This is a genomic window from Thiocapsa imhoffii, from assembly GCF_016583985.1.
In the GTDB taxonomy this organism is placed as follows: domain Bacteria; phylum Pseudomonadota; class Gammaproteobacteria; order Chromatiales; family Chromatiaceae; genus Thiocapsa; species Thiocapsa imhoffii.
In genome coordinates, this window is record NZ_NRSD01000004.1 from 139383 (window position 1) to 163564 (window position 24182).

A 24182-nucleotide genomic window follows, 5' to 3' on the forward strand; every position below is an offset into this window, starting at 1 on the left:
CCCGGCACCTCAGCATCGACGCCGCCAGGCGCTCCCGGACCGGGCGGCCGCGACCGGGGGGCATCGGCGTCGACAATCCTGAGCATTGATGCACGCGCAAGACGCCTCGTGATCCGTGGGATATATTTAGAAATTCTATCGTTTGATATGCGATGCGGCAGCACGGCTGCCATCACTCACCCTGCGCCGTGCGACCTCTCGCCGCGACCAACAGAGATCCATCGATCGGAGTATCTAGCACTATGACCGACTATGTCCGCTGGCTGAGCGAGCTCGGAATGGAGGATGTCCCCGTCGTCGGCGGTAAGAACGCATCGCTCGGCGAGATGATCCAGAACCTCACGGACCTCGGCGTCCGCGTCCCGGGCGGCTTCGCAACCACGGCGGATGCCTATCGCGAGTTCCTCGCGAAGGACGGTCTGGATGAACGCATCCAAGCGGTCTTGGATGAACTGGACGTCGACGACGTGACGGCGCTCGCCGAAGCAGGCCCGCGCATCCGCGGCTGGGTCATGGAGCAGCCCTTCCCCGCCGCGCTCGAAGCGGCGATCGATGCCGCCTTCGCCCGCCTCACCGCCGAGGCCGGCAGTGACGCGGTCTCCTGGGCCGTGCGCTCCTCCGCGACCGCCGAGGATCTGCCTGATGCCTCGTTCGCTGGGCAACAGGAGACCTTCCTGAACGTCAAGGGCCTCGATCACATCAAGCACCGCGTGAAGGAGGTCTTCGCCTCGCTGTTCAACGATCGTGCCATCGCCTATCGCGTGCATCAGGGCTTCGAGCATCGCCATGTCGCGCTCTCGGCTGGCATCCAGCGGATGGTGCGCAGTGACCTCGCCGCCTCGGGCGTCATGTTCACCCTCGACACCGAGTCAGGCTTTCGTGATGCCGTCTTCATCACGGCCAGTTACGGCCTCGGAGAGATGGTAGTCCAGGGCGCGGTGAACCCCGACGAGTTCTATGTGCACAAGTCCACGCTCGCCGCCGATCGGCCCGCGATCCTGCGCCGCAGTGTCGGCGACAAGGCGATTCGCATGGTCTACGACGAGACGGGCGGGGCGAGTCCGGTGCGCACCGAGGACGTCCCGGAGGCACTCCGGCAGTGTTTCAGTATCACCGACGAGGAGGTCGAACAACTCGCCCGCCAGGCGGTGCTGATCGAACAGCATTATGGTCGCCCCATGGACATCGAGTGGGCAAAGGACGGCAACGACGGTCAGCTCTACATCGTGCAGGCGCGACCCGAGACGGTGCAGAGCCGCTCGGGCAACGTGATCGAGCGCTATGTGCTACGCGAGCGGGGACCCGTGCTGACGACCGGTCGCAGCATCGGCAGCCGCATCGGCGCCGGCACCGCGAAGATCGTCTCGAGTATCGCCGATATGAACCGTGTGCAGCCGGGCGACGTGCTCATCACGGATATGACCGACCCGGACTGGGAGCCGGTGATGAAGCGCGCGGCGGCGATCGTAACCAACCGTGGAGGTCGCACCTGCCATGCCGCGATCATCGCGCGCGAACTCGGCGTGCCCGCCGTGGTGGGCTGTAATGACGCCACCGAGGTGGTCACGGACGGCCAGCCGGTCACCGTGAGTTGTGCCGAAGGCGACACCGGTCTGATCTACGATGGACAGCTCGCCTTCGACTACAAAACGGTCGAACTCTCGGCAATGCCCGAGATCCCGATCAAGATCATGATGAACGTCGGCAACCCGGATCGTGCCTTTGCCTTCGCCGCCACGCCAAATGCCGGGATCGGTCTCGCCCGGTTGGAATTCATCATCAATAACATGATCGGCATCCACCCCAAGGCATTGCTCGAATTCGACCAGCTTCCCGCGGATCTCAAAGCCCAGATCGCGCCACGGATCGCTGCCTATACCAGCCCGCGCGAGTTCTATGTCGCCAAGCTCGCCGAGGGCATCGCGACCCTCGCCGCCGCCTTCACGCCCAATACGGTCATCGTGCGCATGTCGGACTTCAAGTCCAATGAGTACGCCAACCTGATCGGCGGAACGCGCTACGAGCCCGAGGAAGAAAATCCCATGATCGGCTTCCGCGGTGCCGGCCGCTATGTCGCACCGAGCTTCGTCGACTGCTTCGAGATGGAATGCGAGGCACTGAAGCGGGTGCGCGACGAGATGGGACTGACCAACATCGAGATCATGATCCCCTTCGTGCGCACCCTCGGCCAAGCCAAGGCCGTCGTCGAGGCCCTCGCCGCACAGGGCCTCGAACGCGGGAAAAATGGTCTGCGGCTGATCATGATGTGCGAGTTGCCATCCAACGCCGTGTTGGCCGAGGAGTTCCTTGAGTATTTCGACGGCTTCTCGATCGGCTCGAACGACATGACCCAACTCACACTCGGTCTCGACCGCGACTCAAGCTTGGTGGCCGAATACTTCGACGAGCGCGACCCGGCGGTGAAGAAGATGCTCTCCATGGCGATCGCCGCCTGCCGCAACCAAGGCAAATACGTTGGCATTTGTGGCCAAGGTCCGTCCGACCACAAGGACTTCGCCGATTGGCTGCTGAAGGAGGGGATCACGAGCATCTCGCTCAACCCCGACACCGTGATCGATACCTGGATCTACCTCGCCGAGCAAGCCAAAACGCTCTAGCGCTTCGGTTCACAGCCTCCCCTGCCGGTTCGGATCACGCCGCGCGCGGCGTGATCCGAACCGCGTCGACACGCATCCACCGGGATCGCCCGCGAATCCGTGCCCAGGGCCATGCCTGGAGTTGGGTTCCTTCTCGCGGGACCTTTTGGCCTCCCCCGTTATCAAAGAGACCGTTGCTGTTTGCGCCGTCGACGGAGTCCCTCAGGCGACACAGCTAGAATTGACAGCTGGACACACTATGACCTCGAAGGGCACGCGTACAACCGCACTGACAGTTGAATTGAGACCATTCCCAAAGCCGGTCGCGACCATGCCGTCGTCGCGTGGAGTTCGGTTGTTGTTCTGGTGTGTGTTGGGCCTCCTCGTCGGTATCCCATGGACCACGGGCGCGACCACGACGTCAGCACCGAGCGCCGCGGCGATGGCGACGACTGACCCTGAACTGGAGCGCATCGCCGCCGAGCAGCACAACTGCCTGCGTTGCCATGCCATGCCCACGCTCGCCTACCGCAGCCCAACGGACGGCGAGATCGTGGATCTCTCAATCGATCGCAACGCACTGGCTCATTCAGCGCATGCCGAGCTCTCATGCGTTGAGTGCCATCACCGCAGCTATACCCGCTACCCTCACCCGCGCCGCGCCGCGCCGCGCGACTTCGATTGCCTCGGCTGCCACCGCGATGATGCTGATCCGCGCTTCGCCTGGGATCACATCGAGACGGAGTTCGCCCACAGCGTCCACGCCCGCTCCGAGGCTCCGAACGCGGAGGGTTTCAGTTGCCAGTCCTGTCACCATCCGCATCGCTTCCGCACCACGCAGATCGGCGACCCTCTCACCTGGATCGTGCAGGAGCACAATCAGGTCTGCCTATCGTGTCACACGCAACTCATCTCAGCGGCGAGCGCAAGCCATGACTGGCTCCCAAACCGCGCCGCGCATTGGGATGCGGTGCGTTGCGTGGATTGCCACACTCCCGCTGACGACCATGCCAATCATCGCATCCTCGCGGCGGAGGACAGTCCGCGCGACTGCGTCGGCTGTCACTCAGCCGACGCACGTCTGCTTGCTCGGCTCTACCACTTCCGCTCCGAGGAAGACATCGCGCGCACGGGCTTGATCGCCAAAGCCATCTACAACGAGTCCTATGTCGTTGGGATGAGCCGGAGTCCGCTACTCGATCGCCTGAGCCTGGCCATTCTCGTCCTGGTCGTCCTGATGCTGACAGCGCATGGGGTGGGTCGTTACTTGGTCCATCGGGAACACAAGAGGTCATCATGACAGCCCACTATCTCTACCCGGCTTGGCTGCGCCTCTGGCACTGGGCCAACGCGGTCCTGTTCGTGCTGCTAATCGCCTCGGGCGTGAGCATGCACTTCGCGGGCCCTGACTGGCTGATCCCATTCGCCACGGCGCGCGTGATCCACAACACGACGGGCATCCTGCTCACGATCGGCTGGATTGGCTTCATCGTGGCCAATGCACGCACGTCCAATGGACACCACTATCGATTGCACTTCCGAGGTCTGATCACGCAGTTGGTGGCCCAGACCCACTACTATTTAATCGGGATCTTTCGCCGGGAACCACACCCGTTCCATGTCAGCGAGACGATGAAGTTCAACGTCTTGCAACAGTTGACCTATCTGAGCGTCATGTACGCACTGATGCCGCTGCTGATCATCAGCGGGTGGGCCTTTCTCTACTCGGTCTATCTTCCCGAGACTGTATTCGGTATCGGCAGCGTCTGGATCGTCGCCATGACGCATGTCGTCGTGAGTTATCTGCTCGCTCTTTTTTTGCTTGTTCATCTGTACATCATCACGACCGGCGAGACGGTCTTCGCGAATCTCCGCGCCATGATCACGGGTTGGCATCGCGACACCACGCCTGGACACGACTCGCCCCAGCCTCCGCGTGAGACGCCATGAACGCTGTAGCCCATGCCTTGCTCCACTCCCGGCTGATCCGCCGACTGGCCATCGCCGTCGCGATCCTGCTGTTCGTTCTCCTGGCGTTCTACAAGTTCGTCTATCCGGTCGTCTTCGATGCCTACATCGGCAAGTCGAACGCCCCGCTTACCTATGAGAGCAGCCAGCCCCTGACCCCTGCACAGTTTGACGCCCTGGCCGAGGAATTGTCACAGGAGGCGCGCCGCACGGCCGCCGAGGCGATCGTCAGCGAGACCGACAACGCCTTCGCACGTCTGGTGAAGGTCGAGATGCTCATGAATACGCCCTCCTTCATCCGCGAGCACGAACCGACCCATCTGAAATATTTCCGCGAGGCCGGCATCCTTCAGTACGAGGGACCCAAGACCTGCCTACAGTGCCATGCGACGATTCAGGTGCAGCATCACGACGGCCGCCTCTCACGGGTTGATACGCTTGATGATCTCGTCAACTCGGTCCACTTCAAACTCCAGAGCGACACCGGTAGTGGATTCTCGACCGTCGGCTACGACGGCCGCCTGGTGAACGCCGAAGGCAGCCGACCGATCCCGGTTGGGAAGATCAACCGAGCCTGCGGCATCCCCGGCAGTTTCTCCTGGACCGGCTGGGCCGCGCTGATCGAGAGCCGCCCTGAAGCGGCCCATGGCGAGATCGAATTGCGCAGCGAGGGTTGCGGTCAATGCCACATCGGCGGCAATTACCAACCCGCGAGCGAAAAGATGATGCCGATTGGTGACGTGCCTGACGTCGCGAAAGAGGGGATCGACTGTCTCATCTGTCACTCGGGCGAATACGACATGAACCAGCGTTATGTGATCCAAGACCGGGTCGGTCTGCGCTGGAACCAAGATCGGAGTCTGCGCGCGGCACTCACCGTCGGGCGCGTCACCACCCGCAATTGTCTCAACTGCCATCAGCACAACATGGGCGGCGACGCCTATCTCCATAATGAGGCCGCGCAAGCGCTCGGCGACCGGCATCGCCGTTTACTCCACTCGGGTGCCAAGCGTGGGAACCCCTTCAGCCCCGAGGACGACGTGCATGCCGCCGCCGGGCTGCAGTGCACCGATTGTCATGTTCCAGAGGGACACAAGATTCCACGTGGCCGCATGGGGGTGGATCTGGTCGCCAACGACCTACCCGATGTCGAGGTCTCCTGCGTCATGTGCCATACGATGGCGCCACACAATCGTTCCGAACATCGAGCGCTCCTCAACGGTCATCTCGATCGGCTGGCCTGCGAGACCTGCCATATCACCGAACTCCAGGACCAAAACGTCGTGTTGCGCGACTGGGTTCATCCAACCTGGGATGCCGAGGAAGGCATCTTCACACCGACCGATGTCTATCGCTCGGGTGAGGTCAACAAGGGCTTCACCTTCATGTGGTTCAACGGCAACGGGACCTTTCTCGCCAACGCCCTAGGCAATCATCCCGATGGCTCGGACGAGTACGACCCGCTCATGCAGCAACTGGCCAAGATCGACGACCCAGAGGTCATCGCGGCGGTGCGGGACAAAGCCATCGAACTGCAGGCGACCTATCCAGACATTGATGTCGACGCCTATGTGCGCGCGGCCACCGACCCGCTCTCGCAATTGACCCCCGAGCAACTCGCGCAACGGCGTGCCATGATCGATGAGAATCTGCGCGAACACATGAACGAGGGAACGAGCAAGATCTATCCCTTCAAACTCTTCAACGCCATGATGTACGAGGATCTTGGCAACCAGGGTCCGTTCGGCGCCATGATCCTGCCATTCGATTACAAGAGCTATTACGAAACGGGTGATGCGGCTGCGTCGGTCAAACAGGCGATCCAGGACCCAATCGTCCAGCGGATGTACCAGACCCCCTTCAAGCTCTACATGATGGATGAATTCATGGCGTATTTCGGGGTCGCGGACGGCTGGCAGACCAACTATCCGCTCGTCGAGGGTGAACTGCGTGGGGTCGAACCGCGTTGGATGCGGCAGATGGGCTCCCTGATGGTCAACCACGGCATCCAACCCCAAGGACGAGACTGTATCGAGTGCCACGCGCCGAATGGCATCCTGGACTATCGGGCGCTCGGCTATTCCGAAGAGCGGGCGGCGGAACTCGAAGACCTCGACATCGTGACGAATCTCCAGCCGAATTGAACCGGGTGTCCGCCGCGCACGACGGCGGACTGCTAGGGCAATGCCACCGGGGCCGCGTACACACGATTGCGCCCGGCATGCTTGGCGTCATACAGTCGTGCATCGGCCTGATCCAGCAACTGCGCGGGCTGATTCATCTCGTCCGGCACGAGCGCCGCGACCCCAACGCTTACCGTTAGATGATCGGCGGTCGGCGAATCCAGATGCGGGATCCGCAAGGAGGCGACCGCCGCGCGCATCTGCTCCCCCCGTTCGGCCGCGGCCGCAAGACCCAGTTCAGGCAGGAGACAGACGAACTCCTCGCCACCATAACGGGCAACGAGTTCGCGATCGCGTCGCGCCAGCGAGGCAAGCGTAGCCGCGATCGCCTTGAGCGCCGCATCCCCCTCGAGGTGACCGTGGTGATCGTTGTAACGCTTGAAGTGATCGACATCGAATAACAAGACCGCCAGCGGTCGTTGGTCACCTTGCGCACGGTCCCATTCGCGTGCGAGATGCTCATCGAATGCGCGCCGATTGGCGATTCCGGTCAGACCATCCACATAGGCCATATCGCGCAAGAAGTCAGCTTGCGCCTTGAGTGTCAGATGGGTGCGAACGCGCGCCCTGACCACGGCGGGGTTCACGGGCTTGCTGATGAAGTCCACCCCACCGGCTTCCAACGCCAAGGCCTGATCGAGCGCATCGGTCTGCGCGGTGACGAAGAGCACCGGAACATCGCGTGTCTCAGGCCGTTCCTTGAGTGCGCGACAGACACTCAGTCCATCCATCTCCGGCATCATCACATCGAGCAAGATCAGATCTGGCGGATTCTGATGACAGAGATCCAAGGCTTGCGCGCCACTGGTGGCGATGAACACCTCACAATCGTCGCGAAAAATCCGATACATCGCATCGATTTGGCTTGGTTGATCGTCCACGATCATCAGGCTCGAGCGTCGACTCTGCGGCCAGAGCGGAATCTTCGGCTGAATCGGCTGCACGAACGCCTCCCCCGTGATGCGCGCGTCCAATGCCTGGGAACGCGCGGGCGCCTCCTCGAGCGGCCCCACAACGGCATCCCCTGATCGCTGAGCGCGTGAGAGCTGAGCGAGCAACCCCGGCAATGCCGCCTGCGTCGCCGCGATGGCCTCGGTGAGGGAACCGATCAGCTCCGGGGTCATCTCACGTCCCTGCTTCATCGCTTGCTCGACCCGCGTGGCCATCTCGGCCAACCGCACCGCGCCGACCGTTCCGGCCGAGCCCTTGAGCGTATGCACAATCCGGTGGGTCGTGTCTCGATCCGCCACCGAGCGCAATCGCGCCCCGATCCCCTCGAGGTCTTGGTCCAGGTCATCACGAAAGCGTCCGAGCAGATCGCGATAAAAGCCGACATCATCCATGGCGTACTTCAGACCTTGCCGCGGGTCGAAGATCGCTGCACGCTCCTGATCGCTCGCAACGACGCTGGGCCGCGGCTCATCGAGGGGTGCTGCTGGGACGGGTCTTGGAGCGTCGACTCCAGCGGGCAGGGTGCTGAGCGTGACCGGTCCGGATCCAATCGGTTCCGCGCGCGGCTCGATGCCAACCACCGGAGGGTGGAGCCACTCGCTCAAGGTATGATAGAAGACGGCACGATCGATCGGCTTCGCCAGATGGGCGTTCACCCCAGCGGCTCGGGCTTGGCGCTGATCCTCCTCCATGACGGCGGCTGAGAGGGCGATCACCGGCAGATCCGGATCGAGATCCCGGATGCGCCGTGTGGCCTCGATCCCATCCATGATCGGCATTTGCAAGTCCATCAAGACCAGATCGAAGGATCCGGTTTCGACCAGGGCCACGCCCTCCGCGCCATTGCTGGCCAGACTCACCCGCGTGCCGGTCTTCTCGAGCAGACGCCGCACCACTTCTTGATTCAGTGGCTTGTCCTCAACCACCAAGATCGTTCGTCCACGCAGGTCCGGAATCTCTACCGCCGCGGCTTGGTCGTCCTGGGTGGATCCCTGCACCACGCGAGGACTCCCCTCCGGAACGCTCGGATCCGCCGCGCACGCACGGCCCAGAACGACGGTGAACCAGAAGGTTGACCCTTGGCCATCGACGCTCTCCACCCCGGTCTCACCACCCATGAGCTCCGCCAATTGACGCGAAATCGCCAACCCCAACCCAGTTCCCTCGGGGCGGCGAGTATTGGATACCTCCAATTGGGCGAACGGGCGAAACAAGAGCCCCAAGCGGTCAGCCGCGATCCCGATCCCGCTATCGCGCACACTGAAGCGGAGTTGGAGACGGTCCACCTCGCCACCGTCCCCCACACGGGCATCGGGAATGCCTGCGACCCGAATTTCGACCAACCCCGTGTTCGTGAACTTGACCGCGTTGTCCGCTAAGTTGAGCAGGATCTGACGAATCCGCCCGACATCGCCGATCAAGGCTCGGGGCACCTCGGGTGCGATGTCGAACGAGAGCGCCAGCCCCTTCGCCGTGGCGCGGCTCTCCAGGATGGCGTGGAGGTCCACCAGCAGGGTCTCCAGATTGAAGGGGCGTTCCTCGATCACGAACTTCCCAGCCTCGATCTTCGAGAGATCGAGGATGTCATTGATCAAGGTGAGCAGTGACTCGGCGCTGACGAGCGCACCTTCGGCGAAGTGACGTTGCTCCGCGTCGAGCGGAGTCTCAAGCAAGAGCCCGATCATGCCGATCACGCCGTTCATCGGGGTGCGGATCTCGTGACTCATACTGGCGAGGAACTGGCTTTTGGCGAGGTTCGCCTTGTCAGCCCGGGTGGCCAGGACCGTGGCCCGCTCGGTCGCCCGTTTCAGCTCCTCGTTCAGTTGCTGACGCGCGCATTCCTGATCTTTTCGTGCCGAGATATCACGCGCCACCGCATAGACTTTCCCGTCGTGGATCCGGGCGCTCCACTCAATCCAGCGGAATGAGCCGTCCTTGCAACGATAGCGATTGACAAAATCGCAGACCTCGCGGCCCTCAATCAATTCGTACGCGGTCTCGCGCGTGGCCTCCCGATCCTCTGGATGGACGAAATCCATGAAGGGTCGCCCGACGATCTCGGCGATCGGATCACCGAGCACGCGCTCCCACTCCTGATTCAGACGCAGGAAGTGACCGTCCAAGTCACTGATCGAGAGCAGATCGCGACTGTACTGGAAGTAGCGATCGAGTTCCTCGCTCTTCTCTTGCAATAAGCACTCGACTGATTTGCGTGCACTGATGTCGAGATGGGTACCGAACATCAACAAGGGCTTGGGTGGATCATCATCGATCCAGGTGGCAACCTGACCACGATCGAGCACCCAGACCCAATGGCCCTCACGATGGCGCATTCGGACTTCGACTTCATAGTCGGACAATTCACGCTCGAAGTGACGCCTGAGCAGATCGTCCGCGCGCGCGACGTCATCCGGATGGCAGAGCTCACGCCAGGTGTCGATCGTGACTGGGGCCAGTTCGTCGAGCTGATAGCCCAGCATCTGTGCCCAGCGCTCGTTGAACACCACGGCGCCGGTCTGGACGTTCCACTCCCAGGTACCGACTCTCGCGCACTCGATCACCAACGCCGAGCGCTGCTGCTCGCGCGCGAGGGCGGCATTCATCGCGATCCGCTCGGTCAGATCGATGATCATCACCACGAGGCTACAGTCGTTGGACGCAGTGCCCTCGCTGGACAAGGCCGCTGCGGCCAGGGCGCCGTGAAAGACCTGTTCCCCCTGCCCATCCCAGAAACGCAACTCCGGAACAAAGGCCTTGCCCTGTTGGCAAGCCTGGCGCAGGGCGTTGTCCAAGACACCCGCATCCGCCGCGTCGACCATCCGCGTGAGGAATTGACGACGCATCGAGCGAACCCGCAAGCCAAACCGCTCGGCCGCCATCTGATTGCATTCCTGGATGGTGCCAAAGCGATCGATCACGAAACCAATAATCGGCATGTCCGAGAACAGCCGCAGGTACCGCTGGACGGCTCGCTCGGTCTCGAGTTGAGCCGTCCGCAGCTCTTCGTTCTGGATCTCAAGTTCGGCTTGATAGATCCGCAGATTCTCGATCAACTCCAAGGGATCGACTTGTGCATGGTCTTGGATGAGTTGGCGCGTGGCCCAGTCGAGTTGGCCGCGCGCCAGGGCCGCGCGGGCCTGGCTCAGGCGCCGCGGCCCCGCATCGCTCGGCTCCGCGTCAGCGTTTGGAGCCGTCTCCGGACCGAGCGCTTGACCTGGATCCTTGGCATCGGGCAAATCGGATCTTGGAGGCTTCATGTCACGGACTCTCGTTCAGATTGCTCCGCGACCGTGTGACCGCTCTCGCCTCCCAGTGGCTCAGTGCGCCGCGCCGCGAGCGAGGACAGTTCGGTGATCAGGACGGCGATCGCCTCGCCCGCGCCGGCGAAATCAAGCCGCCGCATGGCAGCGGACAAGGCGTGCAACGAGCCGGGCGCGCGTGGCAGACTCGCCAGCGCCGCCTGCAATTCGGCATGGGCTTCGGTCGCCCGCATGTTGCCCTGCGCGATCAGTTCCTGGATGGAACGCAACTGCTCGACCAGCCGCGCCGCCAGTTGGGCCTCCGCGGCAGGCGGCTTGGACTCAGGACCTGCGGCGGCATCCGGCGAGCTCCCTGCCGGAGTCTGGTCCTGACGCCCCGTCACCATCCGCTTCCTCACCTCCTCATCCTGATCGGCAGCGGCAGCCGCTGCCGGTGGCAACCATGCGCTCAGGGCCGCATAGAGCGTTGCACTATCGATCGGTTTCGCCAGGTGGTCCACCACCCCTGCCGCCCGTGCCATCGCCCGATCGTCCGCCATCGCCGCCGCCGAAAGTGCCACAACAGGTAGGGTCGGATCGCGGGCACGGATCAGGCGGGTCGCCTCGAAGCCGTCCATCACGGGCATCTGCAGATCCATCAGCACCAGATCGAAGCGTTCGTCCGCAGCCATGGCGACGGCCTCGGCTCCGTCCTGCGCGATCCTGACCTGGGCCCCGGTGCGCGCGAGCATCGCCAACGCGACCTCGCGATTGAGAGCATTGTCCTCGACCAAGAGGATCGTACAGCCTTCAAAGGACGGAATCAGTGGGCGCGACCGCGAGCCTGGATCGCCAGACGCCGTGCGGGCACGTGCCCGCGCATCACTCGGCCCACGCGCACTCATGCGGGCGTCCTCCCCCGCGTCGACCTCGGCCATTGGGAAGCTGACCTCGAAGATGAATCGACTCCCCTGCCCGGGCACCGACTCGACGCTCAGCTCCGACGCCATGCGCTCCAACAGGGATTGACTGATCACCAGCCCGAGACCCGTACCTCCATATTTGCGCGTGTTCGAGACATCGGCCTGAGTGAAGGCGTGGAAGAGCTTGCCGCGTTGTGCTGGATCCAGGCCGATCCCGGTGTCCTCCACGACGAAGCGCAACCGCGTCTGCGTGCGGTCCTGCTCGATCGCCTCGACCCTGAGCGTGACGCGACCCGCTTCGGTGAATTTGATCGCGTTACTCAGGAGATTCGACAGGATCTGCGCGAGCCGCAGCCGATCGCCGATCAGGATCGAGGGCACACTCGGGGCGCGTTCGACGACGAACTCGAGGCCCTTGTCATCACAGGCGGCGCGGAACGATCCGCCCATGTCGCCGATCAGGTCATCGAGGCTAAACGGATGCGGGTCCAGTTCCAATGTGCCCGATTCGATCTTCGAATAATCCAGAATATCGTTGATGATGGCCGTGAGCGTGCGCGACGCCCCACGGATCTTCGTCAGTCCATCACGCTGACGCGCGGGTAACGACGGACTCAGCAGCAGGTCACTCAGGCCCATGATGGCGTTGATGGGTGTGCGAATCTCGTGACTCATGTTCGCGAGGAACGCACTCTTGGCCCGGTTGGCTTGCTGTGCCTCCCCCATCGCTTGGTCCAGATTGCGGTTCTGGGCATCCAAGACCCGCGCGGTCTCCGTTAAATCTTCATTCAATTGACGCGTGCGCGCGGTGAGTTGCTCCAGTTTCCCCGCCTGTCTCCAGAGGAGGCCGCCACTTCCCCACAAGATCAACAGGACCAGGGCCAGAAAGCTCAGGTGGCCCACCCGCAAGGGGACGAGAGCCGCCTGCAAGGCATCCTGAAAGGGCTCATACGGCAAGGAAACACGAATTCCACCCCGAATCCCACCCAGAACGGCACCATGTTGTGCGTGACAGGCGAGACAGGGCTGTTCGGTGACCAATGCCCCCATGAAGCGAAAGACCGGTCGATCTGCCTCCTCAACCACTCCCACGTGCTCCCTGCCCCCGACGACGAACTGCTCCAGGGCCTGCTGCTCCCAGTCATCAGGGGCATTTTGCGGGTTGATCGGGTCGAGACTGGTGATCTTGAACTGCATCCCAGACTCGGTTTGGGCCATTTCCGAGAGCAATCGTGTCATGAACGCAGGATTGACCCGCGTGAGCGATTGACCGAATTGGGTCTTCACATCACGCTGCGGATCATCGAGATAGGGGTTTGGCTGCAGCGCCTCGGTGACCGGGACATAGACTCCCTGATGGAGGGCATTCCAACGGCGTGTGAGGATGAGTTGCTTGAAAAACGTCAGCCCGACCTCCCGAGCCAACTGTTCGTGATAGCGTTCGAGACGCTCCGCACTCAACACATACGACCACAGGGCCGCACCCAGCAAGAGGAGGGAGAAACCAATCAAGAAGGCCAACAGCTGTTGTCTGAGATTCATCCGCGGCCACTTCAAATCCATGCGCAAGGGAAGGTGACAGGGTGATGTCGATCCGAACCTAACTGATCGCCGATCCCAAGTCAGGCTTCGCACGCACCGCGCATGGGCGCCCCCGAGGCTTGCCTCGGGGCCGATGCTGGGACCGAACTAGGACCGATGCGCCCGCATCATCAGCTTGAGAATCTTCAAGTTGATGACCACGAAACGGATGGCTTGCCAGACCAGCGACGTGCGCATGTAGCGCGTGAAGCGGGTTGGGACCGGCGGATAATAGGCTTGTTGGTAAGGCTCGCGATTCTTGGCAGCCATGGCGGAAGCTCTCTTGGTCGTGTCGGTCGAGCTCTGGGGATCTCGTTCCCCAGAGCTCGACACCAGGGTTAGGACGTGCAGCGCCGGACCGACGCCGCGCCGATCAATCCGGCAAAATGGACCAGCCGGGGCGCAACTTCGCCTGATAGATGAAGACATGATGCAAGATGTACTTCATCCAATGCCCCGCCAATCCGATCTCCCCAAACGTTAGATTCATGTCACGGCCATAGTCCGGATAGGTGTCGTAATCGGGCACCACGGGAAAGACCGTCATGGTCGCGGCCGTCCCCTTGAAGATGTCCGACCCCGTCGAGGCGACGCACGCGGCACCGATCTCAGCGAGGGAGGCCGTCTGAGTGGGTGCGGACGCGCCGGCGAGCATATCGCGAATACTGGTAGCAACCGCCTTACCAATGGCGGCCGAGGGCATGCCGGTCCGCGGTGGTGTCGGGTTAATCGGCGTCCCATTGATGCTCTTCATCGGCTTACTGATGAGGTGCGGCGGCGCGAAGGCGATCCCGACGGCAAAGATGTTCGGGTAGTCAGGGGTCTGATAGGTGCGCGGCCAATCGCTGGGGGCCCAGTCCTCATAGGGTTTCACGCCATAGTCGGCATCCACCTTCATGAAGCCATTAGGTGCGAACAACTGGGTCGTGATGTCGGCGTTGGACTTGTCAAAGGCCTGCAGTGGAACCCCGGCGAACGGCGGGATGAGCATCGCGAAGTCGAATGCGAGTTCCCCGGTGGTCCCGTCCAAGAGCTCGTAGTGGATCAGGCCCGGTTCGATCTTGGAGACATGCGCACGAGTGATCCACTCGATTCCGCGCTCGACCATCATGGACTCAGCAAAGACCTTGCCACTGGTGATGTAGCCACCGCGCTTGATGTGCACCCCGCCCATTCCGAAGTCGCCCAGCTCGTATTCGTTGCTGATCCAGACCAGGCGCGCCTTGTCGCGGACCCCTGCCTTACGCAAGGAATGATCGATGTTATAGATGTACTCGAACGCCGCGCCCTGGCAGGTACACATGCCATGTCCAGTGCCGATCACGAAGGTCTTCGCCGCACCGGCCTTCATGGCCGCGATCGTCTCCTGTAGGTGTTGATTCGCCTCCAGGGCATGCGCTGGCGTGCAGACCGAGAGCGTGTGGCCTCCATCCGGTCCGAGTCCAGGCGTCGCACCGAAATTCAGCTTCGGACCCGTGGCATTGACGAGATAATCGTACTCGACCATCTCGTGTTCACCCTGGCGCCCTGCTTCCGTGTACTCGATCGTGACATAGGGAGAGGCATGCTCGGCGTCCCCGTCGGGGTGGATGGACAAGGCCCGAGCCAGGCGAAACTCGACCCCGAGCTTCTTGTAAATCGGTTTCAACGCAAAGGTCACCTGCTTCTCCGTCATTTCGCCGACCCCGACCCAGATGTTCGAGGGGATCCAATTCCAGTTCGGATTCGGTGACACCACGGTGATCCGATGCGGTGAGTCTTTCAGCCATTTGCCCAGATATCGCGCAACGGTATGGCCGGAGATACCCGCGCCGAGGATAAGGATTCGTGCCATTCGCTTCTTCTCCCAGTGGGATGGTTTGGATTGCCCGACCCGCATGGGCTGACATGCTCACGCTAACAAGGCCATCCGACCGAGACAAAGACATGGATCAATGGTTTGAGCGGAACTCATGCCCGAAACAGGGAATGAAACCCGCTCCTGGACCGTCAAGGATGGGCCAGTCTCCGAGTTCAGCGGTCGAGAATATTGGCTTTTGGTCTTTTTTTTGCTTAATCTTCGACCCTGGTTTCACATCCCCCATCAGCCAGCTCACGCACATCGATGGATCTCACCAATCAAATCATCCTAGTCGTGTCCTTGGTGCTCTTCGCCAGCATCCTCGCGAGCGTCGTGACCAGTCGGCTGGGGGTTCCCCTGCTACTCGTCTTCTTGCTCATCGGCATGATGCTCGGAGAACAGGGGCCGGGCGGGATCCAGTTCGATGATGTTCAGCTTGCCCATTTGTTCGGCAGCCTCGCCCTAGCCATCATCCTCTTCGATGGCGGACTCATGACCCCCTTTCGCAACTTCCGCGTCGGGCTCAAGCCCGCACTCGGACTCGCCACGGTGGGGGTGGTGATCACGGCCGCTGTGACGGGCTGGTTCGCCACCTGGCTGCTTGACCTGCATTGGATGGAGGGGCTGTTACTGGGCGCGATTGTCGGCTCGACCGACGCCGCCGCGGTCTTCTCACTGTTGCGCTCGCAGGGACTTGAACTCAAACAACGTGTTGGCGCGACCCTCGAGATCGAGTCCGGCAGCAACGACCCGATGGCCATCTTCCTGACCATCGTGCTGATCGAGCTGATTGTGAGTGGTGAGCAAGATGTCGGTGTGGTGATGCTATTCGAGTTCGTGCGCCAGATGGGACTCGGCACCCTGTTCGGTATTCTCGGCGGACTCGGACTGGTGCGTCTCATCAATCGACTCGAGATGTCACCCGGCCTCTATCCGCTGGCCGCCATGGCCGGCGGCCTGAGCATCTTCGGCATCACCTCAATTTTGCACGGCAGCGGCTTTCTCGCCATCTATCTTGCCGGCTTGATCGTCGGCAATCGGCCATTGCAGGCGAGCCAGTACATCAAACGCTTCCATGACGGCGTCGCGCGACTGGCTCAGATCGGCATGTTCCTGATGCTCGGGTTGTTGGTGACCCCCTCGGACTTGTTGTCGGTCGCGATCCCGGCACTCCTCTTTGCCGCCGTCTTGATTCTGGTTGCCCGTCCCCTCGCCGTCTGGATCTGTTTGCTGCCCTTTCGCTTTCCCTGGCGCGAGCAGGTCTTCGTCGGCTGGGTTGGCCTGCGTGGGGCCGTCCCCATCATCCTCGCGCTCTTTCCGCTCTTGGCCGGGATGGATCAGGCCCAGACCTATTTCAACATCGTCTTCTTCGTGGTCCTGGTCTCCCTGCTGATCCAAGGCTGGACCGTGGCGGCCTCGGCCCGCTGGCTCGGTCTCGAGGTGCCGCCGACCAGTCATGTGATCCAGCGGGTCGAACTGGACATCCCCGGCCAACGCGAGTTGGAGCTGGTTGGCTATTGCCTGGGTAAGGACTCTTCCGTGTTGGTCGATCAACGCACCGGCATGCACCTTCCCGGCAGTGCGCGGCTGGTTGCCGTCCTGCGGGGGAAACACGTCCTGGAGACCTGCGACCTGGGGTCACTGCAGGCGCAGGACTCGGTGTATCTGATCGCGGATCCAGCCGACCTCGCAGAATGCGACCGCCTGTTCGCGGCCAGCACCGCCCCGGCGCGCCTGTCCGACCAAGCCTTCTTCGGCGAATTCGTGCTCAATGGCGACGCCCGTGTCAGCGACCTTGCCGCGGCTTACGGCCTCTCCTTTCCCGACCTCGCCGCGTCAGCGGACAGCACCATCGATGCCTACGTGCGACAGGCGCTGCATACTGCCCACCCCGTGGTCGGCGACCGCCTGCAACTGAAGACGGTCGATCTCGTCGTGCGCGAGGTCGATGGCGATCGCATCCTGAAGGTTGGCCTGAAGCTGCACCCTATGCCCTGAAGCGGTAACGAGGCAGGGCATCCAGCCGGCTACCAATTCGTGGTGGCCTGAAGCGCGGCGCGTGCCTCCTCGGTCGGAAACAGCACCGCGCCTTCGGCGTCGAGCAGGGAAATCGCCAGGGTTGGGCACCCTTCCGCCGCCGCCCGCATCAGATGCTGATCGCCCAGTCGGCCGGTTGGCAATGCCTTCAGATCATCGCCAATGTCGTGCTCTCGAAAGGCGTCGGGGCAGGCGACCCAGCAGGTCCCGCAGCCGATGCAGGCAACTTCGACAACCTCAATCTTATTTATCATCGATCAACGGATTCCGTATCGGTTTCATGGTGTGGCCGAGGCCGTGGACACAGCGCGGATCGCAGACCCGCGCCGCGGTTCGCCCCAGCCGCGAAGCCTGGTGCTGAGGCACTGATGAATTGGGATTGTATCCTGATCAGCTCCGTCGAAACGATTCTGGCGTCAGGGTCATGATGAAACAGCCCCCACACTCACGCCGCGCGCACTGGACGGTCGCTCGGGCCTGACGAAACGCGCCGTGCGGTGTACCTTAAGTTCCCAGCCCATCGTCCCACCTCATCGGGCCGGGTTGCTTGGGCCGCGATAGCGCATTGCGCAGCCACGTAAGCCTGATTCAGACCAACCGCCGCGGCTGCAGCCGTGGCGATTGGAAGGTGACAGGCCCGATGAGCGGGATCATCTGTCTTTAGGAGACGCTTCATGACCGACACCCCATTCGAACTCGTCGACATCCAAGATCCGTATCACTTCAGTGACAGCGACTGGTTCCAGCATTGTCGTCAGACCGGCTCGCCGTTTGTTCTCGTCCGCCGGGGGGAGCAAACCGCTGACGTCCTGTGGGACTTCGTCACCCTGCCGGTTGCTTGCGATGCCCTACTGCGGGAGCGCCTGTCCGAACTCGAGCGCGATGCCCGTGCCATCTTCGAGCGCCACGCCACGGAAGAGTCCTTTCTGCGTGTCAAGCCGACGCTCATCGGCTTCGATCGTCTTCCGTACGAACAGGCGACACTTGCCGCAACAGCGTTGCATGACTTGATCGCCCGCTATCTGCCGCTGGCTTGGCACGAGGACGAGGCTGAGGCTGAGGCTGAGACGGAACCGGCCGCGGACACCGCGCATTGGACATCCACCGAGGAGGCGATGAGCACCGAGCCGCGGACCCTTTGGGTCGAAGCGATGGAGGCCCCCAGCGCCGCCTAGCCCGCGACGCCCGAGACCGAAACGCGACAGGATGACGCCGCGACCAGCCCCGCCTGAACACCCTGCGCAAGGCCCTGAAAACACTACATCAGGTGTGCCTGAGCTGTGCGCAACACAAGATGTTGTGCGCGTCTGACTTGTGTCTGAACCCGCCCACCCCTACACTGAGGAACGCGGGATGAGACCCGTGAGGCAGACTATCCCTGCCTGAAGTGCAACGCCACCACCGGCCTCATGATGCGAATACGAGGAGATCAGACATGCTGAACTGGGACGACCCCTTAGCCGCCGCGACCCCCCTAGTGCGTCAGCCCACGCGCCAGTCGCCGCGGCACCTCCAGGACCAGCACCTGGATGACGCGCATCAGGACCATGATGGCCAGATCCCTGACTGGATGCGCGACACCAGCGAGCCTCACCTCGGCCACACAACAACGCCTCAACCCCATCGCGCGCAAGCCACTGCGTCTCAGCCGGCGCGCGCCGCGCTCCAGCAGATCGGCGACAGACCCGCGGGCGTGCGCCCGGGACAGGGACTCGTCAGCAACTCCGATCTGATGGCCACCGCCGGGGCGGCTCCGGTGGTGGCTCCAGACCCCTTCGCGCTGCCCCCGGCGCAGCAAGCGGAACTCCCGATCCACGACACCCTCCTCCCGCCCGACCACCACACCGGCGCGGAGACGGGCGAGGGAGTCGGCGGGGCCACGGGACTGGAATCACTGGAGATGGGCGCCGGGCGGGTCCGCGTCGATGACAAGAAGATCATCAACTGCCGCGCCGATCTCAATCAGCTCGTCCCCTTCAAGTACGACTGGGCCTGGCAGAAATATCTCGACGCCTGCGCCAACCATTGGATGCCGCAAGAGATCAACATGAACGCGGACATCGCGCTCTGGAAGGATCCCAACGGGCTGACCGACGACGAGCGCACCATCATCAAGCGCAATCTCGGTTTCTTCTCGACCGCGGACTCGCTCGTTGCCAATAATTTAGTGCTCGCCGTTTATCGTCACATCTCCAACCCCGAGTGCCGTCAATACCTGCTGCGCCAAGCCTTCGAGGAGGCCCTGCACACGCACGCCTACCAATACGTTGTCGAAAGCCTGGGTCTCGATGAGGGCGAGATCTTCAACATGTATCGCGAGGTTCCATCGGTCGCCCGCAAGGCCGAGTGGGCGCTGCCTTACACACAATATCTCGCCGATCCCCATTTCTCGACCGGTACGCCCGAGAACGATCGCAAGCTGCTGCGCGAGTTGGTTGCCTTTTACGTGATCTTCGAGGGCATCTTCTTTTATGTCGGCTTCGTGCAGGTGCTGAGCATGGGTCGGCGCAACAAGATGACGGGGACCGCCGAGCAGTTCCAGTACATTCTGCGCGACGAATCCATGCACATGAACTTCGGTATCGACGTCATCAATCAGATCAAGATCGAGAATCCGCATCTCTGGACCGAGGCGTTCAAGCAGGAACTCGTCACCATGATCCGTGATGCCGTCGCCATGGAGTCCCAATACGCCCACGACACCATGCCACGGGGCGTGCTCGGGCTGAATGCCCCGATGTTCGCCGAATACCTGCAATTCATCGCCAATCGCCGCTGCGCGCAGATCGGGCTTCCCGAGCAATACCCAGGCGCCACCAATCCCTTCCCATGGATGTCCGAAGTACTTGATTTAAAAAAGGAAAAGAACTTCTTCGAGACGCGGGTTACCGAGTATCAAACCGGTGGCGCGCTCAACTGGGATTGATGCGCGTCTCGACCCTGGTCGAGGGCATCAAGGAATCCGTCACCGGGAGGCTGCTGGCCTACATCGGCCCTGGCAAGAAGGGCGCCGAGATCCGCGATCAGTTCGACGCGCCGCCCTACGGCTGGCCGCGCGACGCGATCGAGGCCCAGCGCAGCCTGCTGGTCGAGCCGGATCCGGTCCGCCCGCTGCTCGACAAGGTCGTCGATCTCGTGCGACAGGCCCTCAAGGCCAAGCTCGACGCCTACCGGGCGCTCTTCCGGGAGCAGGAGGACCAGCTGGCGGAGGACGCCGACTGGAACCGGCTCAGCGAGACGCAGCGCGCGGAATTGATCGAGAAGCACCACCTTACGCCGCTGGCCGATGTACCGCTCGGCACGCCCGAGCAGCTTCAAGACGCGCTGGACGACTGCGATCTCGACCATTGGGTGTCCAAGACGCAGGCGTTGCCCAACCGCTTCGAGGCCGCGCGCCATGCGGCGGTGCAGTGGCTCAAAACTAACGTGGCGCATGTCAGCCTGCCAATGCGGCTGTTGGACTCTGGTGACGAAGCTCAGGCTTCGTCACCCGCGAGCAGAAGCTCCGCTTCGCGCATCGGCCGTCCGTGCCAACGCCTCACGAAGCAGAGCTTCATCGCCTAGGTTACGCAGCCGGAGCTGCGTGACCAGAAAAAACACTCGACACTCATTTTTGAGGACAGCATGTCATGGAGACCCGAATCGTCAAAATCGATGACTCGCTCGCCGTGTGGATTGCGCAAGAGTCGGACCAGGTTGGCGGCGACGACGACGACCTGAGGTCGATCGATGGCATGGTGGACAGCATTCATGAAGCCCGTCGTGAACCTTCTGGACGCTATTTCGGCGTTCAGTTCTATCTCGAGGATCTGCTCGGACGTCCGGTCGATCTCGTAACTCGCAAGTCTTTGCGACCGGAATTGGCACCTCATGTCGAGAGGGAGGCGCTCCATGTCTGATTCCACCTCCATCACGACACGCAGCCGGCTGATTCAGGGGTATCTCAGGATAGACCAGGACGATCCATGCTCAAGAGCGACTTACTGCAACTGATTGCCAACGGCGAGAACTCGGGCATCGAGTTCAAAAGGGACGATCTGCGCCCGGAGCAACTGGCCAAGGAGATCGTTGCGATCGCCAATCTGAAGGGCGGATCGATCCTGCTCGGCGTCGAGGACGACGGCAGCATCAGCGGCATCCAGCGGGCTGACCTGGAGCAGTGGGTGATGGACACCGTCTTCGGGCGGTACGTGCACCCGATGATCCTGCCGTTCTTCGAAGTCGTCGCGCTCGATGACGGCAAACGCGTGGCGGTGCTGACCCTCACTGAAGGCCCGGCCAAGCCCTATGCGGTGCGTCACAACGATCGTGAGGAGATCTTTGTCCGCGTCGGCAGCACGTCGCGCCGGGCGACGCGAGAGCAGCTTGCGCGGCTGTTCGAGAGCGGCGGGATGCTCCATGCGGAGCTGTTGCCGGTTTCGGGCACAGCGCTTGTGGATCTGGACCGGGCGCGGCTGGAGGACTATCTGGTCCGCATTGTCGGCGACCCGGCCGCGCCGACCGACAACGACGCCTGGCATCAACGGCTCATCGGACTGGGGTTCATGGTGGTCCGCAATGACGGACCACCGGTGTGCTCGATTGCGGGGCTGGTGCTCTTCGGTCACAGCCCTCGCCGGAAGACGCGATACGCCGGGGTTCGGTGGATGTCCTTCGACGGCACCGACATGACCTACCAGGCTCAGGACGACAGCGTGATCGACGGCCCATTGGTCGCGCTGTGGACCGGGGATCACAGCCAACCACCGGTCGCGCCGGGCCTGGTCGAACGCCTGACAGACCGAATGAAGCCCTTCATCCGGGTCCGCTCGGAGCAACTGCAGGACCATCTGCGTCGCGATGTGGGGACGCGGTTTGCGCCCGAGGCGGTACGGGAGGCTCTGCTGAATGCGCTCGTTCACCGCGACTGGACGCGCCCGATGGAGGTGGAGGTCGTGAACTACGCCGATCGGCTGGAGATCACCAGCCCGGGTGCGCTGCAGAACGCGATGACGGTGGAGAAGATGTTGGCCGGGCAGCGCTCCGCCAGAAACCCGGTGATCATGGAGGTGATGCGCGACTACGGCTATGTCGAGCAGCGCGGCATGGGTGTTCGGCGAAAGATCGTGCCCTTGACACGAGACTTTGCCGGGCGCGATGCGGTGTTCGAAGCTACGGATGACTTCCTGCGCGTGTCGCTGCCGGCACGGCGATCCTCAGACGAGAGAACACTGAACGCGGATCAGCCGGGACCATGACACCAGCCCCAACGCTTCTCGACGCCTTGGTCAGTCAGTTGATTGACGCCAGCAAGGTTAATGACTCGGTGCAGGTCAAGCCCGCCGCGGTGCTCTGGCCCGACGCGACCGGCGAGTGGACTGCCGCGCAGACCGCCGTGCGGCAACGCCTGCCGGGCTTGGTGACGCTCGGCGCGTACCGGCCGCAAGACGGCCAAGGCCCGGCGATCTGGATCAAGTGTGCCGTGGCGGGGGCGTTTCACGTTGACGCAAGTGAGCCCCAACCCTTGGTCGTGGCGCTGGGGCATCTGGCGGAGGTGGCCGAGCGCGGCAGACACCTGCCGAGCGGTTCGGATCCGGATCAGTTGGCCCGGAGTTATCTGGAGGGCGGTTGGCGGGTGGACGCCGCGGCGCTCCGGGCGCTGGGTGTCGTCCAGACCAAGGCGGATCTCGATGCGGTGTCCGCGGCGCTGCGGGCCCCGTCTATCTGCCCTGGCTCGCGGAGTCCACCACGCGGCTGCAGGCTGCCCTCATGGCCTCGGGCGGATTCAGCACAAGCGGCGAGTTCGCGGACGGGATGCCGGACCCCGCGCAAGCGGCCGATGGGGTCTGCACGGTCTTTGTCGACGGTCTGCGTTACGACGTGGCGGTCACCCTCAAGGAGCGGCTGGCCGCACTCGGTACGGCGACGCTGGCGGCGCGCTGGACCAGCCTGCCGTCGGTGACGGCATCGGGCAAAGCCTGGTGCTCGCCGGTGGCGCATCTGGTGTCCGGCGATCCGGCTGACCAAGCCTTCGAGCCGCGGGTCGCCGTCGACGGCAAGCCGCTCTCCGCGCACCACTTTCGCAAGCTGCTGGCCGATAACGGCATCCAACCGTTGGACACGCACGAGACCGGCGATCCATCGAGCAGGGCTCTGGACCGAGTCGGGCGATCTGGATCACTACGGGCACGCCCATGGGCTGCGCCTCGCCCGCGATCTCGACGCCCAACTGGCTCAGGTCCTGGAGCGGTGCTCGGAGCTTCGGCAGGCCGGGTGGAAGTGCCTGCGCATCGTGACCGATCACGGCTGGCTCTTGATGCCCGGCGGTCTGCCCAAGTCCGAGCTGCCCAAGCACCAGAGCGCGACCACCTGGGGGCGCTGCGCCGTCCTCAAGGACAGTGCGCACGCTACCCCGCTGACGTTTGGCTGGAGCTGGTTCGAGGCCGTCCCGGTCGCCTACGCACCGGGCGTCTCCTGTTTCATCGCCGGGAGGGACTATGCACACGGGGGCTTGAGCCTGCAGGAGTGTCTGGTGCCCGTGCTGACGCTGGAGGTCCAGGGTGGTGCGGCGGCGACGCCCGTTAACATGGCGACGAAACTCGACATCGAGTTCTACCAGGACGGGCGCGATGCCTTATTGAAGCCACTGCTGGACTGAAGGTCGCAATGTCGCGTCCAACCGATCGGGTACCCGCGAGATCGGCGGTCGTGCGGGATGTCGCCGCCAACCGTTGCGCCTCAGGGGTCCCGCGACTCGGGATCATCCTCGGTCGCGCTGCGCTGATCCCGTCCGGCGAGAAAGAGCCCGGCGACGCCCAAGCCCAGGAAGAGCAGCAGTGAGATGGCAACGAGTGTTCCGCCGAGATCCATATGGTCCGTCCTCG

Annotated in this window: 18 protein-coding genes; 12 read left to right on the forward strand and 6 right to left on the reverse strand. The window is 62.8% G+C overall.

From position 1 onward, the window contains the following. Positions 1 to 242: 242 nt before the first annotated feature. The 4 genes from ppsA to CKO25_RS05875 all read left to right on the forward strand — a co-directional run bounded on the left by ppsA (position 243) and on the right by CKO25_RS05875 (position 6709). Positions 243 to 2618, forward strand: coding sequence for a phosphoenolpyruvate synthase (gene ppsA / locus CKO25_RS05860; protein ID WP_200386985.1), 2376 nt, complete (start codon positions 243 to 245; stop codon positions 2616 to 2618). A gap of 421 nt (positions 2619 to 3039) precedes the next feature. Beyond that, positions 3040 to 3897, forward strand: coding sequence for a cytochrome c3 family protein (locus tag CKO25_RS05865; protein ID WP_242467445.1), 858 nt, complete (start codon positions 3040 to 3042; stop codon positions 3895 to 3897). Continuing rightward, positions 3894 to 4547, forward strand: a complete 654-nt coding sequence (locus CKO25_RS05870) for a cytochrome b/b6 domain-containing protein (protein ID WP_200386987.1) — start codon at positions 3894 to 3896, stop codon at positions 4545 to 4547. The genes CKO25_RS05865 and CKO25_RS05870 overlap by 4 nt, the downstream gene beginning before the upstream one ends. Further along, positions 4544 to 6709 (forward strand): nitrite reductase, encoded by a 2166-nt coding sequence (locus tag CKO25_RS05875; protein ID WP_200386988.1) that lies wholly within the window; start codon positions 4544 to 4546, stop codon positions 6707 to 6709. The genes CKO25_RS05870 and CKO25_RS05875 overlap by 4 nt, the downstream gene beginning before the upstream one ends. A gap of 32 nt (positions 6710 to 6741) precedes the next feature. Here the strand turns inward: CKO25_RS05875 and CKO25_RS05880 are convergent, their stop codons facing one another. The 4 genes from CKO25_RS05880 to CKO25_RS05895 form a co-directional block, all read right to left on the reverse strand. Continuing rightward, positions 6742 to 10956: a response regulator gene (locus tag CKO25_RS05880; RefSeq protein ID WP_200386989.1), complete on the reverse strand. Its 4215-nt coding sequence runs from the start codon at positions 10954 to 10956 to the stop codon at positions 6742 to 6744. Further along, a complete protein-coding gene (locus tag CKO25_RS05885; protein ID WP_200386990.1) occupies positions 10953 to 13403 on the reverse strand; it encodes an ATP-binding protein in 2451 nt (816 codons plus the stop codon). The genes CKO25_RS05880 and CKO25_RS05885 overlap by 4 nt, the downstream gene beginning before the upstream one ends. A gap of 147 nt (positions 13404 to 13550) precedes the next feature. After that, positions 13551 to 13712, reverse strand: a complete 162-nt coding sequence (locus CKO25_RS05890) for a hypothetical protein (protein WP_200386991.1) — start codon at positions 13710 to 13712, stop codon at positions 13551 to 13553. Between the two features lie 103 nt (positions 13713 to 13815). After that, on the reverse strand, positions 13816 to 15276 hold the full coding sequence (locus CKO25_RS05895) for an NAD(P)/FAD-dependent oxidoreductase (RefSeq protein WP_200386992.1): 1461 nt from the start codon (positions 15274 to 15276) through the stop codon (positions 13816 to 13818). Between the two features lie 270 nt (positions 15277 to 15546). Here CKO25_RS05895 and CKO25_RS05900 point away from each other — a divergent pair, with 270 nt between their 5' ends. Beyond that, positions 15547 to 17280, forward strand: a complete 1734-nt coding sequence (locus CKO25_RS05900; RefSeq protein ID WP_200386993.1) for a potassium/proton antiporter — start codon at positions 15547 to 15549, stop codon at positions 17278 to 17280. 29 nt (positions 17281 to 17309) lie between these two features. Here the strand turns inward: CKO25_RS05900 and CKO25_RS05905 are convergent, their stop codons facing one another. Then, on the reverse strand, positions 17310 to 17573 hold the full coding sequence (locus CKO25_RS05905; RefSeq protein ID WP_200386994.1) for a ferredoxin: 264 nt from the start codon (positions 17571 to 17573) through the stop codon (positions 17310 to 17312). 420 nt (positions 17574 to 17993) lie between these two features. Here CKO25_RS05905 and CKO25_RS05910 point away from each other — a divergent pair, with 420 nt between their 5' ends. From CKO25_RS05910 to CKO25_RS05940, 7 genes are all read left to right on the forward strand, one after another. Further along, complete coding sequence (locus CKO25_RS05910; protein WP_200386995.1) at positions 17994 to 18494, forward strand: hypothetical protein; 501 nt, start codon at positions 17994 to 17996, stop codon at positions 18492 to 18494. A gap of 260 nt (positions 18495 to 18754) precedes the next feature. Continuing rightward, complete coding sequence (locus CKO25_RS05915; RefSeq protein ID WP_371829699.1) at positions 18755 to 20245, forward strand: ribonucleotide-diphosphate reductase subunit beta; 1491 nt, start codon at positions 18755 to 18757, stop codon at positions 20243 to 20245. Beyond that, positions 20245 to 20883 carry a hypothetical protein gene (locus CKO25_RS05920; RefSeq protein WP_200386996.1) on the forward strand — a complete coding sequence of 213 codons (639 nt, stop codon included), beginning with the start codon at positions 20245 to 20247 and terminating at the stop codon, positions 20881 to 20883. Before CKO25_RS05915 ends, CKO25_RS05920 begins: the two co-directional genes overlap by 1 nt. Positions 20884 to 20948: 65 nt before the next feature. Further along, positions 20949 to 21218: a nucleotidyltransferase family protein gene (locus CKO25_RS21060; protein ID WP_242467446.1), complete on the forward strand. Its 270-nt coding sequence runs from the start codon at positions 20949 to 20951 to the stop codon at positions 21216 to 21218. Between the two features lie 66 nt (positions 21219 to 21284). Then, complete coding sequence (locus CKO25_RS05930) at positions 21285 to 22556, forward strand: RNA-binding domain-containing protein (protein WP_200386997.1); 1272 nt, start codon at positions 21285 to 21287, stop codon at positions 22554 to 22556. Beyond that, positions 22553 to 23260: a hypothetical protein gene (locus CKO25_RS05935; RefSeq protein WP_200386998.1), complete on the forward strand. Its 708-nt coding sequence runs from the start codon at positions 22553 to 22555 to the stop codon at positions 23258 to 23260. The genes CKO25_RS05930 and CKO25_RS05935 overlap by 4 nt, the downstream gene beginning before the upstream one ends. 330 nt (positions 23261 to 23590) lie before the next feature. Next, positions 23591 to 23956, forward strand: coding sequence for a hypothetical protein (locus tag CKO25_RS05940; RefSeq protein WP_200386999.1), 366 nt, complete (start codon positions 23591 to 23593; stop codon positions 23954 to 23956). A gap of 80 nt (positions 23957 to 24036) precedes the next feature. Here the strand turns inward: CKO25_RS05940 and CKO25_RS21585 are convergent, their stop codons facing one another. Continuing rightward, on the reverse strand, positions 24037 to 24168 hold the full coding sequence (locus CKO25_RS21585; protein WP_276569014.1) for a hypothetical protein: 132 nt from the start codon (positions 24166 to 24168) through the stop codon (positions 24037 to 24039). Between the last annotated feature and the right edge of the window lie 14 nt (positions 24169 to 24182).